The organism is Bradyrhizobium sp. UFLA05-153, assembly GCF_054185185.1.
This window is the reverse complement of record NZ_JBBIAM010000027.1, coordinates 69304-84400: the sequence shown is the minus strand read 5'-3', so window position 1 is coordinate 84400 and position 15097 is coordinate 69304. Positions and strand designations below refer to the sequence as shown.

At 64.6% G+C, this 15097-nt stretch carries 12 protein-coding genes; 6 read left to right on the top strand and 6 right to left on the bottom strand.

Annotation, left to right across the window (positions count from 1 at the left end; translation table 11 throughout):
- Position 1: 1 nt before the first annotated feature.
- Positions 2-655 carry a DNA oxidative demethylase AlkB gene (gene alkB / locus Q2941_RS18350; protein ID WP_458193339.1) on the top strand — a complete coding sequence of 218 codons (654 nt, stop codon included), beginning with the start codon at positions 2-4 and terminating at the stop codon, positions 653-655.
- Positions 656-766: 111 nt separating this feature from the next.
- Here the strand turns inward: alkB and Q2941_RS18345 are convergent, their stop codons facing one another.
- The 6 genes from Q2941_RS18345 to hpaH form a co-directional block, all read right to left on the bottom strand.
- Positions 767-2392, bottom strand: a complete 1626-nt coding sequence (locus Q2941_RS18345) for a thiamine pyrophosphate-dependent enzyme (protein WP_458193338.1) — start codon at positions 2390-2392, stop codon at positions 767-769.
- 21 nt (positions 2393-2413) lie between these two features.
- Positions 2414-3283 (bottom strand): fumarylacetoacetate hydrolase family protein, encoded by an 870-nt coding sequence (locus Q2941_RS18340; protein WP_458193337.1) that lies wholly within the window; start codon positions 3281-3283, stop codon positions 2414-2416.
- A 3-nt stretch (positions 3284-3286) separates the two neighbouring features.
- Complete coding sequence (hpaD, locus tag Q2941_RS18335; RefSeq protein WP_027528222.1) at positions 3287-4270, bottom strand: 3,4-dihydroxyphenylacetate 2,3-dioxygenase; 984 nt, start codon at positions 4268-4270, stop codon at positions 3287-3289.
- A 132-nt stretch (positions 4271-4402) separates the two neighbouring features.
- Positions 4403-5941 carry a 5-carboxymethyl-2-hydroxymuconate semialdehyde dehydrogenase gene (hpaE, locus tag Q2941_RS18330; protein WP_458193336.1) on the bottom strand — a complete coding sequence of 513 codons (1539 nt, stop codon included), beginning with the start codon at positions 5939-5941 and terminating at the stop codon, positions 4403-4405.
- Entirely contained in the window at positions 5934-6332 is a 399-nt protein-coding gene (locus tag Q2941_RS18325; RefSeq protein WP_458193335.1) for a 5-carboxymethyl-2-hydroxymuconate Delta-isomerase, read from the bottom strand. Before Q2941_RS18325 ends, hpaE begins: the two co-directional genes overlap by 8 nt.
- 30 nt (positions 6333-6362) lie before the next feature.
- A complete protein-coding gene (gene hpaH, locus Q2941_RS18320) occupies positions 6363-7169 on the bottom strand; it encodes a 2-oxo-hept-4-ene-1,7-dioate hydratase (RefSeq protein ID WP_458193334.1) in 807 nt (268 codons plus the stop codon).
- Between the two features lie 113 nt (positions 7170-7282).
- Here hpaH and hpaR point away from each other — a divergent pair, with 113 nt between their 5' ends.
- From hpaR to Q2941_RS18295, 5 genes are all read left to right on the top strand, one after another.
- Positions 7283-7804 carry a homoprotocatechuate degradation operon regulator HpaR gene (gene hpaR, locus Q2941_RS18315; protein WP_458193333.1) on the top strand — a complete coding sequence of 174 codons (522 nt, stop codon included), beginning with the start codon at positions 7283-7285 and terminating at the stop codon, positions 7802-7804.
- 162 nt (positions 7805-7966) lie between these two features.
- Entirely contained in the window at positions 7967-9052 is a 1086-nt protein-coding gene (locus tag Q2941_RS18310) for a malate/lactate/ureidoglycolate dehydrogenase (RefSeq protein ID WP_458193332.1), read from the top strand.
- Positions 9053-9178: 126 nt separating this feature from the next.
- Positions 9179-9955 carry an HpcH/HpaI aldolase family protein gene (locus Q2941_RS18305; protein ID WP_027528216.1) on the top strand — a complete coding sequence of 259 codons (777 nt, stop codon included), beginning with the start codon at positions 9179-9181 and terminating at the stop codon, positions 9953-9955.
- 164 nt (positions 9956-10119) lie between these two features.
- Positions 10120-11643, top strand: coding sequence for a UxaA family hydrolase (locus tag Q2941_RS18300; protein ID WP_458193331.1), 1524 nt, complete (start codon positions 10120-10122; stop codon positions 11641-11643).
- Positions 11644-11809: 166 nt separating this feature from the next.
- Entirely contained in the window at positions 11810-15079 is a 3270-nt protein-coding gene (locus Q2941_RS18295; RefSeq protein ID WP_458193330.1) for a transglutaminase family protein, read from the top strand.
- Positions 15080-15097: the final 18 nt, after the last annotated feature.

Below are 15097 nucleotides of genomic sequence, written 5' to 3'. Positions count from 1 at the left end.
GTTGACGGCGGATTTGTTCGATATTCTCGCCGAGGCGCAGCCGTCGCGCGAAGACGTCGGGGACGGAGCCGTGCTGCTGCGTGGATTTGCGGGGACGATCGAGCACGAGCTGATCGCCGCCGTCCGCGCGATCACGGCGCAGTCGTCGTTTCGGCAGATGACGACGCCCGGCGGCTACCAGATGTCGGTGGCGATGACGAATTGCGGCGAGCGCGGCTGGATCACCGATCACACCGGTTATCGCTATGATCCGATCGATCCGTTGTCCGAAAAGCCGTGGCCGGCGATGCCGCCGATATTCCGAGACCTGGCGAGACGCGCGGCCGAGGAGGGAGGTTTTCCCGGCTTCGCGCCCGATGCGTGCCTCGTCAATCGCTACGAGCCGGGCACGCGGCTGTCGCTGCATCAGGACAAGGACGAGCTGGATCTCTCAGCGCCGATCGTGTCGGTCTCGCTCGGGCTTCCCGCGATCTTCCTGTTCGGCGGCATGGCACGTAGCGACAAGCCGCGCCGCCTCCGTTTGGTGCACGGCGATGTCGTGGTGTGGGGCGGATCCTCCCGGCTCGCCTATCACGGCGTCGCGCCGCTTGCCGACGGCGAGCATGCGCTGCTCGGCCGTCAACGGATCAATCTGACCTTCCGCAAGACGCGCTGACGGTTCCGTTGTCATTCCGGGGCGCGCGTTAGCGCGAACTATGGTGCGCGATTGCGCACCTGAGAATCTCGAGGTTCCGGGTTCGATGCTACGCATCGCCCCGGAACGACATCACGGCTTCGGCGGATGAATGAACGCCCAGGGGCTGACTTCCGAGTCGCGCGGCACTTCGATCGACAGCAGATACGGCCCGCCATGGACGAGCGCCTTTTCCAGTGCGGCCTCGAAATAATCCGGTGAGGTCACGCGCGCGGCCGCGACGCCAAAGGACTCCGCGAGCTTGACGAAATCCGGGTTGACGAGGTCGGACGCCACCACGCGGCCGTAAAAGCGCTCGCGCTGGTCGCGCCGCACGTTGCCATAGGCGTTGTTGTTGAACACCAGCGTCACCACGGCGATGTTGAACTGCACGGCGGTGGCAAGCTCTTGCACGCCGAACATGAAGCCGCCGTCGCCGGTGATCGCAACGACCGGCCTGTCGGGATTGGCGACCTTGGCGCCGAGCGCAGTAGGGAAGCCGGAGCCGAGCGTGCCCTGATAGCCCGAGGTGATGAAGGTGCGCGGCTCGTAGATCGGAAAGCCGTACCAGGAGGCGAAGCCGACCTGCGACAATTCATCGGTGACGATCGCGTTCGCCGGCAGCACCTCGCGCAGGATGTTGAGATACGCCATCTGCGGCTGGATGCGCTGGATCTCCACTTGCGCGGAGGCGGAGGCCTCACGGATCGCGGCGCGGCGGCGATTGGTCTTGCTGTAGCCAACTTTGCGCACGGCAGCGACGAGATCTGCGGTCGCGGCCTTGGCATCGGCAATGACCGGCGCGTCGGCCGGATAGCGTCGCATCTCGACCGGGTCGATATCGATCCGGATGCTCTTCAATCTGTCCGGACGATAAGGCCAGCGCGACATGGTCGGCAACTCCAGGCGCGTGCCGATGCCGATCATGAGATCAGTGTTCGGCCACAGCTTGTAGGCGGCCGCCATGGTGAGCCCGAGCTCGTGCGCATTGGAGACGATGCCGCGACCGCTTCGGAACGCGACGACGGGGGCATCGATCATCTCGGCGAGCTCGAGGATCTCCTCGCGCGCATCGATTGCGCCGCTGCCGACGAAGATCATCGGCGCCTTCGCAGCCTTGATCAGGCTAGCGGCCTGCTTCACGGCGTCAGGATCGGGTTGCGGTGGAGGCAAGGGCGCAAACACCTGCGCAGACGCCGTGTCGGCGCGCTGCGTAAAGATGTCCCAGGGCATCTCGACCGAGGCGGGGCCGCGACGTCCCGACAGCATCTCCTGGAACGCGCGCGCGACGACCGTCGGCGCGTTGGCCGGCGCTTCGATTCTATCAGCCCATTTCACATAGCTGCGCAGGGTCGCGAGCTGGTCCGGCATTTCATGCAGGTGCCCGCGGCCCCTGCCGAGAAAGGCCGTAGGCACCTGGCCGGTGACGCACAGCACCGGCTCGTTGCAGCCGAAGGCGGTGAGGAGCGCAGCGCTCGCATTGAGCACGCCGGGGCCGGGCACCACGCTGAACACGCCGGGCCTGCCGCTCGCGCGCGCATAGCCGAACGCCATGTAGCCGCAGGCCTGCTCGTGCCGCGCGCCGATCACCTTGAGCTGTGCCTGGTGGAAGGCGTCGAACAGCCCATAGACCTGCGCGCCCGGCAGGCCGAACACGGTGTCGACGCCATGCGCGACAAGGCCGCTTACGATCGCTTCGCCGCCGGTGAGGGTGGTCATGGTTGTCTTCCAATCCAGATGTCAGGCTTCGTCGACGACGCCGTTGCGCAACAGGCCGATGCCGTCGGCTTCGACTTCGATGACATCGCCGGGCTTCAGATAGCGCGGCGGATCGAAGCGCGCGCCGGCGCCGGTCGGCGTTCCCGTGACGATGATGTCGCCGGGGACGAGCGTTGCGAACGTCGAGATGTAGTTGATGAGGTAGCGGAACGGGAAGATCAGCCGGCCGGAGCGGTCGTCCTGCCGGAGCTCACCGTTGACGCGCGTGGTCAGACGCACATCGGCAAGCTGGGATTCCTGCGTGTAGGGCACGAGCCACGGGCCGAGGCTGCCGCTGGAATCGAAATTCTTGCCTTGGGTGACGTTGAACTTGGCGTGCCGCAGCCAGTCGCGCACCGAGCCCTCGTTGCAGAGCGTGATCGCCGCGACATGGTCGAGCGCCGCGGCTTCCGGGATGTGCCGGCCGGCCTTGCCGATCACCAGCACGATCTCGCCTTCATAGTCGAGCTGCGCGGATGCGCGTGGGCGCACCAGTGGGGTGTCGTGGCCGACGAAGGAGCGGGGCGAGCGCATGAACATGCTCGGATATTTCGGTGCGTCCTGGCCGTCCTTGTACTCGGCATTGCGGTCGGGATAGTTGACGCCAATGCAGATGATCTTTTCCGGCGCAGGCACGGGCGGCAGCCAGGTGATGTCGGCGATCGCATGATCCGGCGTACGGCCGGCAGCTTCTTCTGCAAAGCTTGCCAGCTTGCCGGCTGCGATCACCTCGCGCAGCGTCGGATAGTCCTTGGCGTGGCGCGCGGAGAGATCGACGATGCCGCCGTCGACGACGGCACCATATTTGGTTGCACCCTTGACGGAATAGGTGGCGAGGCGAGGGGCTGTCATCACTCAGTCCGCCACCAGCACGTCGGCGACGAATTTGGGCTCCCGCACGGCCTGTCCCGTGAATGGCGAGCCCTGCTCGAACCACGAGCGCGGGGCGGGCGCGCCCCACAGCGTCTGCCGGCGCGGATCGCGCAGCGACCAGCGCAGCGGCTCATGGTCGTGATCGCCCGTAAAATAGTCGCTGGTGTAGAGCTCGAGGCGATGGCCGTCGGGGTCGCGGACATAGAGGAAGAACGCGTTCGAGATGCCGTGGCGGCCTGGACCGCGCTCGATGTTCTTCACGAAGCCCGCCGAGGCCATCACGTCGCAGAGATGGATGATGTTCATTGCCGTCGGTGTCCAGTAGGCGAAGTGATGCAGGCGCGGGCCCTTGCCGTTGGTGATGGCGAAGTCGTGGACGTTGCCCTTGCGATGCATCCAGGCGGCGGCGATGCGGCCGTTCGGCCCATCCTCTTCGGCATATTCGGTGAGGCGGAAGCCGAGCCGCGCGTAGAAATCGACGGTGTCCTGCACTTCGGCTGCGAAGACGTTGAAATGATCGAGCCGCTGCGGGTGGCATCCCCTGTAGAGATCGTAGCGCCGGAGCAGATGTGGCCGCTTCTCCATCGATGCGTAGAGCTCGATCTGGAAGCCGAAGGGATCGGTGAATTGCAGCGTGCGACCCTGGAAGGGCTGGTCGACGAAGGCGTGCTTGAGGCCGTTCTCGGCGAGGAACGCCGCCGCCTTGTCGAGATCCTTCTCGTTGCCGACCTTGAAGCCGAGGCGGTTGCAGGCTGGCACGGCGGCCTTTCGCAGTACCAGCGAATGATGCTGATGCTCTTCCGCACCGCGCAGGTACACGACGTTGTCGTCGGCATCCTCGACATGCAGTCCGACGGTGGTCTCGTAAAACTCGCGGCTGAGCTTCAGATCGGTCACGTCGAGCACGGCGTGGCTCGAGCGGATGATGTTGAACGGCGGCTCGAAGACGTGTTGCGGTGCGGGCATTGCGTTTCCCCTCTCTAAGCCAGTCATTCCGGGGCGGTCCGTCAGGACCGAACCCGGAATCTCGAGGTTCCCCGATGCGCAATTGCGCATCTGTGGTTCGACGCTTTGCGTCGCCCCGGAACGACGGTGGTTCTAAATTCCCAGTTTCTGAATCTTGTGCGTGCCCCGCGCGAGCGAGACGTGCTTGGTTTCCATGTAGAAGTCGAACGAATAGTCGCCGCCGTCGCGGCCAATGCCTGAGGCCTTCATGCCGCCGAACGGCGTCGGCAGATGGCGGACGTTCTCCGAGTTTAGCCAGATCATGCCGGCTTCGAGCGCGTCCGCGACGCGCAGCGCGCGGCCCATGTCGTTGGTCCAGACATAGCCGGTGAGGCCATAGCGGATGTCGTTGGCGATCTCGATCGCGTCGGTCTCGTCGCGGAAGGGGAGTACGGTGAGGAACGGGCCGAACACTTCCTCCTGCGCGACACGCATCTTGCTGTGTGCGCCGGTCACCAGCGTCGGCTCGACGTAGTGTCCGCCGCCCGGGCCGTCATAGGCCTTGCCGCCGACGGCGATCACCGCGCCGTCCTGCCGCGCGACGTCGAAATAGGAGCAGACCTTTGCGAGGTGTCGCTCGTGGATCAGCGGCCCGATTTCGGTTGCGGGATCGAGGGGATGACCGACCTTGAGTGCCTTCACGCGCGCGGTCAGTTTCTCCACGAACTTCTCCGCGATGTTCTGCTGGATCAACAAACGGCTCGACGACGTGCAACGTTCGCCATTGAGCGAGTAGATCATGAACACGACGGCATCGAGCGCGCGGTCGAGATCGGCATCGTCGAACACGATCACCGGGTTCTTGCCGCCGAGCTCGAAATGCACGCGCTTCAGGGTCGGTGCGCCCTGTTTCATGATCGCCGAACCCGTCGCGCTTTCGCCGACGAAGCCGATCGCCTTGATCGCGGGGTGCTCGGTCAGCGCCTTGCCAGCCTCTTCGCCGAAGCCATGCACGGTGTTGAGCACGCCATCGGGGATGCCGGCCTGCGTTGCGAGCTTGGCCAGCAGATCGGCGGTGACCGGCGACCACTCGGCCGGCTTGTGCACGACGGTGCAGCCGGCCGCGAGCGCAGGGGCGATCTTCCAGGTCGAGAGCATGAACGGCGTGTTCCAGGGCGTGATCACGCCCACGGGGCCGATCGGCACGCGCGTGGAGACGTTCCAATGCTCATCGCTCGGCGTGTTGAGGCCGTCGCGAGCCTCTGCGCATTTGTCGGCGAAGAAGCGGAAATTCTCGGCCGCGCGGATCGCGGCCTTCGCCATGAAGCGATAGGCCTGGCCGGTGTCGATGCATTCGAGCACGGCGATGTCGTCGGCATTGTCCTCGATCGCGTCGGCGACCCGATGCAACAGCTTGCGCCGCATCGCAGGGCCCATGTCGCGCCAGGACTTGAAGGCAGTCGCGGTTGCGGTCGCGGCGTGGTCGATATCCTCGGCATTGCCGCGGGCAACGCTCGCAAGCGTGGCGCCATCGACCGGCGACTTCGTCTCGAAGGTCTCGCCCGAGATCGAGGCGACGGTCTTGCCGCCGATCATGTGGCCGATGCCGTCGGCCCGGAGCTTCTTCAGCAGCGGCGCCGCGCGCTCGCGGTTGGCCTGAAACACATCGGCTTTCGGCGCGGGCTTATCCATGGGCAGCCTCCACTTTCAGGGCGTCGTGGATGTTGTTGCGCTTCCAGCTCGTCTCTTTGTCGTTGATCTGCATGTCGAACGACAGGGCGAGCTTCGAGCTTGCGAAGACGGGATCAAGATGCCTGGAAAGCGCCTGGAAGACGTGCTCGCCGGCTTTCTTGCGTGTCGGCAGGTCGCGGCCCTCGCCGATGCGCAGTACGATATCGAGAAAGGCAAAGTCCTTTCGACCGTCTGCGATTGCATAAGACTCACATCTGATCGCGCGGACGCGGATGCCGCCGAGCGGGAAGATGCCGGTCTCGACCGCCGCCTTGCGCGCGACCTCGCACAGCGCGCTCATATCGACGCGGTCGTCGAGATTGGCCGAATATTCGATCGTGAAATGCGGCATGGCGATTTCGCTTCCTGTGCTTCTTGTTTGTCAGGCGAAGTAGCAGCTCACCGAGCCGTAGGCGCCATAATCGGCTTGGATTGTGTCGCCCTTGCGGGTCTCGATCGGACGGATGAAGGAGCCGGCGAGCACGACCTGCCCCGGCTCGAGCGCAAGGCCGAGCGGCGCGAGCTTGTTGGCGAGCCAGGCAACCGCAGTCGCGGGATGATTGAGCACGCCGGCCGCAAGGCCGGTCTCCTCTAACTGGCCGTTCTTGAAACAGAGCGCGCCGACCCAGCGCAGGTCAGCCTCCAACGGGCGGATCGGCCGGCCCCCGAGCACGATGCCGGCATTGGCCGCATTGTCGGCGACGGTGTCGAAGATTTTTCGCGTTGCCTTGGTCTTGGGATCGACACGCTCGATCCGCGTGTCCAGAATTTCCAGCGCGGGCACCACGAAGTCGGTGGCGTTGAGCACGTCGAACATCGTGCAGTCGGGGCCGGAAAGCCGCTTGCTCATGATGAAGGCAAGCTCGGCTTCCACACGGGTGCCGATGAAGCGATCCGTCGGCACCAGCCCGCCATCGGCAAAGAACATGTCATCGAGCAGCACGCCGGAATCCGGCTCGTCGATGCCGAGCGCGCTCTGCATCGCCTTCGAGGTCAGGCCGATCTTGTGGCCTTTGACGATACGCCCCTCGGCGAGCTTGATGTCGACCCACGCCTTCTGAATCGCGTAAGCATCGGCGATGGTGATCGCGGGATAGTCCTGCGAGAGCTGCCTGATTTGCGTGCGCGTCTTCTCCGCCTGGTGCAGACGCCTCGCGCAGCTCAGAATATCGTCGTTGGAAAGCGCCATCTGTGATCTTACAAATCGTGGTGCCAAGAGATACTTAACATGTTAAATGAATTCGTCAAACCCAATTCGGGTTTGCTGCAGTGCAAACATTTTGGGACTTGAGCGCGGGCGTCATGGCGAAGAAGAAACCGACTGATCCTGCGAACGGAAGCGGGCCTGCCGCCCGACAGGTGCCGATGCGCGAGTTCTCGCGCTCGCTGCCGATGTCGTTGTTGAGGGCGCGCGAGGCGGTCATGCGGCAGTTCCGTCCTTCGCTGCGCCAGCATGGCCTCACCGAGCAGCAATGGCGCATCCTCCGCGCGCTCGCGGCCATCGGCGCGGTCGAGGTCACGGAACTCGCGCGTACGGCGTTTCTCCTCGGGCCCAGCCTGTCGCGCATCCTGCGCGATCTCGAAGCCCGCCACTTGATCGAGCGGAAGACGGCGAAAGAGGATCAGCGCCGCAGCATGGTGTCGATCTCCGAGAAGGGCGTGAAGCTGATGGCGGTCGTGGCGCCGACATCGGAAGCGATTTACGCCGAGATCACGCGACGCTTTGGCACACGCAAGCTCGCTGATCTTCAGGAGATGCTGGGCGAGCTCGAGCAGAGCCTTGCAGGATTTGGAAGCGCGGACGAGGCAATAGCCGAGGAGTGAAACCAGATATGCGCGCGCAAGCGGCGAGAACCATGGACACGGCCGCTTTTTTTCGCTCAAAGTGCCGCCCAAGCCGATCTGCCCAAAATCGGCGCCGCCACTGATGCCGCATCTCAGCGGTTTCATCCGGCAGGGAACAAGGAAGAGGCAAACAGGCCCGTTATGGTCACCATTCAGGTTCAGAAGCTGATCGACTTCGTCACGGAGGTGTTTTCGCATGCGGAGTCGTCGCCGGATGAAGCCAGGCGCATTGCGACTTATCTGACGACGGCCAATCTTACCGGCCATGACAGCCACGGCGTGATCCGCGTGCCCGTCTATATCCGCTGGAAGAAGACTGGGAATGTGGTGCCAAACCAGAGCGCCGAGGTTGTGCTCGATACGCCCTCGCTCGCGGTGGTCGACGGCAAGTTCGGCTATGGCCAGACGGTTGCGCCGCAGGCGGTGAAGATCGGCATCGAGAAGTGCAAGAAGGCGGGCCTCGCCGCGGTCGCCCTGCGTAACGCCGGCCATATCGGCCGCGTCGGCGACTGGGCCGAGATGGCCGCGGCTGAGGGGCTGGTCTCGGTCTATTTCGTCAACGCTGCCGGCTCGCTTCTGGTCGCGCCGTTCGGCGGCGTTCAGAAGCGGCTGTCGACTGCGCCTTATTGCGTCGGCATTCCGCGCGAGGGCCAAGATCCGATCGTCCTGGACTTTGCGACCTCGATCGTCGCCGAGGGCAAGGTGCTGGTCGCAAGCCGCGGCGGCAAGAAGCTGCCCAAGGGCGCGCTGGTCGATTCCGACGGCAGCTTAAGCGAGGACCCGGTCGTGCTCTATGGGCCCTATACGCCCGACGGCCAGCGCGATCACACCCAAGGAACGGGCGCGATTCGCGCCTTTGGCGAGCACAAGGGCTCGGGCCTTGCGTTCATTTGCGAGCTGCTCGGCGGCGCGCTGACCGGAACCGGCGCCACCTCAGGCGGCCGCCGCTTCGCTAACGGCATGCTTGCGTTCTTTGTCGACCCCAAGGTGATCGACACGTCCGATGTTTTCGACGCCGAAGTGTCGCGCTATATCGACTTCATCCGGGCCACCAAGCCGATGGCCGGCGTCGAGCAGGTCCTGATCCCCGGCGACCCCGAACGGAAGACCCGGGCCGAGCGCACCAGGAACGGCGTGCCCTTGCCGGATGACACCTGGGCGGCGATAGTCAATACCGCCCGCGATGTCGGTGTCAGCGAGGTCAGCATCCAGAGGGCGACGAGCTAGTTCAATTTCGTCATTGCGAGGAGCGCCAGCGACGAAGCAATCCAGAGTGTTGCCGCGGACGGATTCTGGATTGCTTCGCTTCGCTCGCAATGACGGCGAGTAAGACCAACAGGGAAGGAAGGCAACGTGGCGAATAAAGTCAAAGAGATCTGGAAGTCGGGCAAGGCCGTGGTCAATGCGTGGCTCGCGATCCCCTCCGGCTTCTCGGCCGAGGTGATCGCGCAGTGCGGCTTCGACAGCGTCACCGTCGACATGCAGCACGGCGTGCAGGACTATCTGTCGATGGTTCAGTGCTTCCAGGCGATGGACAAGCATCCCGTGACGCCGATGGTGCGTGTGCCCTGGAACGAGCCCGGCATCATCGGCAAGGTGCTCGATGGCGGCGCCTATGGTGTGATCTGCCCGATGATCAATACGCCGCAGGAGGCCAGGAACCTCGTCTCCTATTCCAAATATCCGCCGAAGGGTGTGCGCTCCAACGGGCCGATCCGCGCCGGCATGTATGGCACCGCGGGCACTTACCAGAAGACGGCGAACGACGATACCGTGCTGCTGCCGATGATGGAGACCAGGACCGCGGTCGAGAACATGGAAGCGATCCTCGACGTCGAGGGCATCGACGGCGTCTATATCGGCCCGTCCGACCTAGGCTTCTCCTACGGGCTCGAGCCGAAGCTCGACCGTACCGAGCCGGAGATCCTCGCGATCTACGAGAAGATCATCAAGGAATGCGGCAAGCGCGGCCTCAACGCGGGCATCCATTGCAGCGGCGCGGAAGGTGCCGCGCGCGCGATCAACATGGGCTTCAAGCTGGTGACGCTGTCGAACGAGGTCGGTCTGATGTCGACCTACGCCAAGATGCAGGTGAACCAGACCCGGAAGGATTCCGGCGGCAAGGCTTGATCTCGCGAGTCCCGGACGCGGTGCAGCGCCATAAGCGGGTCGTTGCACCGCAGAGCCGGGACCCAGTTGCCGACGTCATGCGTGGGCCCCGCATCAGCAGCGCACCGCTTGCGCGCTGCGCAGCATCCGGGGCACGATACTTTTGAAGACCAAGGAGAACGATCATGACCCCAGCCCCCGTCATCCGCCTGCATCCCGATGATGGCGTGGTGATCGCGCGTGCCAGTCTGCCACCCGGAACGGTGGTGGCTGACGGCGTGACGACGGTCGACCGCATCCCGTCCGGGCACAAGGTTGCGATCAAGCCGATTGCGGTGGGCGAGCCGGTCAAGCGCTACGGTCAGATCATCGGCTTTGCCACCGCGCCGATTGCGCCCGGCCAGCACGTGCACACGCAGAATTGCGGCATGGGCGATTTTTCCAAGGACTATGCCTATTGCGCCGACGTCAAGCCGACGCCGAATTTCGAGCTGCCGGCGACCTTCGAGGGCATCCGCCGCCCCGACGGCCGCGTCGCCACGCGCAACTATATCGGCATCCTCACCTCGGTGAATTGCAGTGCGCATGTCGCTGGCCTCGTCGCCGACGTCTTCAAGAAGAATCCTTTCACCGGTGAAAATCCGCTGGCCGAATTCCCCAACGTCGATGGCGTCGTTGCGCTGACCCACAAGACCGGTTGCGGCATGACGCAGAACGAGCCGCTGGCGCTGCTTCGCCGCACGCTCGGCGGCTACGCGCGGCACGTCAATTTCTCGCACGTGATCGTGTTGGGCCTTGGTTGCGAGGTGAACCAGATCGGCGGCTTGATGGAGGAGCAGAAACTCGCCGGGCGCTTGCGCGCGATGGACATCCAGGAGGTCGGCGGCACCCGCAAGACGGTCGAGGCGGGCGTTGCCTTCGTGCGGGAGGCGCTCGCTGACGCCAACAACGTGAAACGTGAAGCGGTACCGGCGAGCGAGCTGACTGTGGCGCTGCAGTGTGGCGGCTCGGACGGCTATTCCGGTGTATCAGCCAATCCCGCGCTCGGCGCGGCCAGCGATCTCATCGTGCGTCACGGTGGCACCGTGATTTTGTCGGAGACGCCGGAGACCTATGGCGCAGAACATCTGCTCACGCGCCGCGCGGTCAGCCGCGAAGTCGGCGAAAAGCTCGTCGATCTCATGCGCTGGTGGGAAGAATATACCGAGCGCGAAGGCGCCGAGATGAACGCCAATCCGAGCCCCGGCAACAAGGCGGGCGGCCTCACCACGATTCTCGAGAAGTCACTCGGCGCGATGGCCAAGGCGGGCACCACCAATCTCGTCGACGTGCTGCGCTATGCCGAGCCGGTGACGAAGAAGGGCTTTGTGTTCATGGACACGCCCGGCTACGACCCGGTTGCCGCGACCGGCCAGGTTGCAGGCGGCGCCAATCTCGTTTGCTTCACGACGGGCCGCGGCAGTGTGTTTGGCTGCAAGCCCGCGCCGTCGATCAAGCTTGCGACCAACACGCCCATGTACAAGCGCATGGAAGAGGACATGGACGTCAATTGCGGCACCGTCCTCGAAGGCTCCGAGACGGTCGAGCAATGCGGCCAGCGCATCTTCGATCTCATTCTGAAGACGGCCTCGGGACAGCCGACCAAGAGTGAGAGCTTCGACTTCGGCGGCGCCGAGTTCGCGCCCTGGGTGATCGGCGCGACGATGTGAGAGAGGCGAATAGCGAATAGGGGTAGGGAATAGAGCATTTACTCGGCTATTCGCCATTCGTCACTCGCCATTCGCACGCCTTGTAGGCACGCGCTGCCCGTTGTTAGTGCTTGATCGCGATGACATCAGGTGTTCTGCTTAAAAAAGCTGCTGGAGCACCGCATCCGTGTCGATCTACGTCGCATTACACCACGTCACGCACTACAAGTATGACCGTCCGATCGATCTCGGCCCGCAGACCATCCGCTTGCGGCCGGCGCCGCATACGCGGACGCCGATCCTGAGCTATTCGCTCAAGGTCACTCCGCCCAATCACTTCGTGAACTGGCAGCAGGACCCGCAAGGCAACTGGCTGGCGCGCTACGTCTTTCCGGAAAAGACGACGGAGCTGAGGATCGAGGTCGATTTCACGGCGCAGATGACCGTGGTCAACCCGTTCGACTTCTTCGTCGAGCCCTATGCCGACAGCTTTCCGTTTCAGTACCCCAAGGATCTGAAGACCGAGCTCGCGCCCTATCTCGAGACCATCACGCCCGGTCCGCTGTTTGCCGAATATCTTGCGTCGATCCCGCGCGAGGCCAGCAACACCGTCAACTTCCTGGTCGAGCTCAATCGCAAGCTCCAGGAGCGGGTGCGCTACATCATCCGCATGGAGCCAGGCGTGCAGACGCCGGAGGAGACTTTGTCCTCGGGTGCCGGCTCTTGCCGCGACTCCGCCTGGCTCCTGATTCAGACGCTGCGCCATCTCGGCCTCGCGGCACGCTTCGTCTCCGGCTATCTGATCCAGATCCGTCCCGACATCGATCCGATCGAGGGACCGCCCGAGGTGGAGAACGATTTCACCGACCTGCACGCCTGGGCTGAGGTCTATCTGCCGGGCGCGGGCTGGATCGGATTTGACGCGACGTCCGGCATGCTGGCAGGCGAGGGGCACATTCCCGTCGCCGCGACGCCGCATTACCGTTCGGCCGCGCCGATCTCCGGCAGCGCCGGCTTTGCCGAGGTCGAGTTCGCTTTCGAGATGAGCGTGAAGCGCATCCGCGAAGCGCCTCGCATTACAAAGCCTTTTTCTGATGAAGCCTGGGCCCGGCTTAACGAGCTCGGCGAGCAGGTCGACGGCGACCTCGCCGCGCAAGACGTGCGGCTCACCATGGGCGGCGAGCCGACCTTCGTCTCTGTCGACGATCTGGAAGCGCCGGAGTGGAATACCGAGGCTGTTGGTCCGACCAAGCGCTCGCTCGCCGATGACCTGATTCGGCGCCTGCGCATGCGCTTCGCGCCAGGCGGCCTTTTGCATTACGGCCAGGGCAAATGGTATCCGGGCGAGAGCCTGCCGCGCTGGGCCTTTGGCTTGTATTGGCGCAAGGACGGCGTGCCGATCTGGAAGAATGCCGACCTGATCGCGAAGGTCGAAACTCCCCGCCGCGCCGAGGTCAGGGACGCCGAAGCCTTCATGGAGGGCACGGCGGCGCGGCTCGGGCTCGATCCCGGCTACATCATGCCGGCCTATGAGGATCCCGCCTATTGGCTGCAGAAGGAAGCCGACCTTCCCGTCAGTGTCGATCCCTCCGATTCCAAGCTGTCGGATCCGGAGGAGCGCGCGCGCATGGCGCGGGTGTTCGACCAGGGGCTCGGCACGCCGCGCGGTTTCGTGCTGCCGGTGCAGCGCTGGAATGCGCCGCCGCGCTGGCGCAGCGAACGCTGGGGGCTCCGGCGCAGCCATCTGTTCCTGACGCCGGGCGACTCGCCCTTGGGGCTGCGGCTGCCGATGGGCTCGCTCGGTTACGTCCCGCCCAATCAATATCCCTACGTCATCGAGCAGGACCCGATGGAGGTGCGCAAGCAACTGCCGGTGTTCAGCCGCATGCCGCGGCCGCCGTCGCCGCCGCGGGTGGCGCCTGAATATCTCAATATGACGATCCCAGTGCGCACCGCGATGGCGGTCGAAATCCGTGACGGTGTGCTCTGCGCCTTCATGCCGCCCGTCGAGCGGATCGAGGATTATCTCGAGCTGATCGCCGCGCTCGAAGACACCGCCGAGGAGATGCAGCTTCCGGTCCATGTCGAGGGCTATCCGCCGCCGTTCGATCCGCGTATCGACGTCATCAAGGTGACGCCCGATCCCGGTGTGATCGAGATCAACATCCAGCCGGCGAAGAACTGGCGCGAGGCGGTCGACATCACGTCCGGTCTTTATGAGGACGCTGCGAAGGTGCGGCTCGGTGCCAACCGCTTCCTGGTCGATGGTCGCCACACCGGCACCGGCGGCGGCAATCACATCGTGGTCGGCGGCTCGAGCCCGCAGGACTCGCCGTTCCTGCGCCGGCCCGACCTGTTGAAGAGCCTCGTGCTGTACTGGCAGCGCCACCCGTCGCTGTCCTATTTCTTCTCCGGCCTGTTCATCGGCCCGACCAGCCAGGCGCCGCGCATCGACGAGGCGCGCCATGACAGCATCTACGAGCTCGAGATCGCGCTCTCGCACGTGCCGCCGCCGGGCTACCAGACGCCGCTCTGGCTGGTGGACCGTCTGTTCCGGCACCTGCTCGTCGACATCACCGGCAACACCCACCGCGCCGAGATCTGCATCGACAAGCTCTATTCGCCGGAAGGCCCGACCGGGCGGCTCGGCCTGGTCGAATTCCGCGCGCTCGAAATGCCGCCCGATCCGCGCATGTCGCTGGCCCAGCAGCTCCTGATCCGCGCGCTGATCGCAAAGCTCTGGCGCGAGCCACAAGCCGGCAAGTTCGTACGCTGGGGCACGGCGCTGCATGACCGCTTCATGCTGCCTCACTTCATCTGGGAGGATTTCGTTGACGTACTTTCTGAGTTGAAGCAATCCGGCTATCCCTTTGAGCCGGAATGGTATCTGGCCCAGCTCGAATTCCGTTTCCCTGCCTTCGGCCGGGTCCATCATGGCGGCGTGACGCTGGAATTGCGCCAGGCGCTGGAGCCCTGGCATGTGCTCGGCGAGGAGGGCTCGGCCGGCGGCACCGTGCGCTACGTTGATAGTTCAGTTGAGCGGCTTCAGGTGAAGGCGGAAGGCTTCATCGAGGGCCGCCATGTCGTGACCTGCAACGGCCGCCGCCTGCCGATGACCCCGACCGGCCGCTCGGCGGAAGCCGTGGCCGGCGTCCGCTTCAAGGCCTGGCAGCCAGCCTCCGGCCTGCATCCGACGATACCCGTCCACGCGCCCCTGACGTTCGACCTCATCGATACCTGGAACGGCCGCTCGCTCGGCGGGTGCGTCTATCACGTCGCCCATCCCGGGGGCCGCAACTATGACACCAAGCCGGTCAACACTTACGAGGCCGAGGCGCGGCGGCTTGCGCGCTTCCAGGACCACGGTCATACGCCAGGTCCCAGCCAGCCGCCGCCGGAGGAACGCACAATTGAGTTTCCGCTGACCCTCGACTTGCGCACGCCGCTCCTGCATTGAGTATGGTGATGCTGCAGG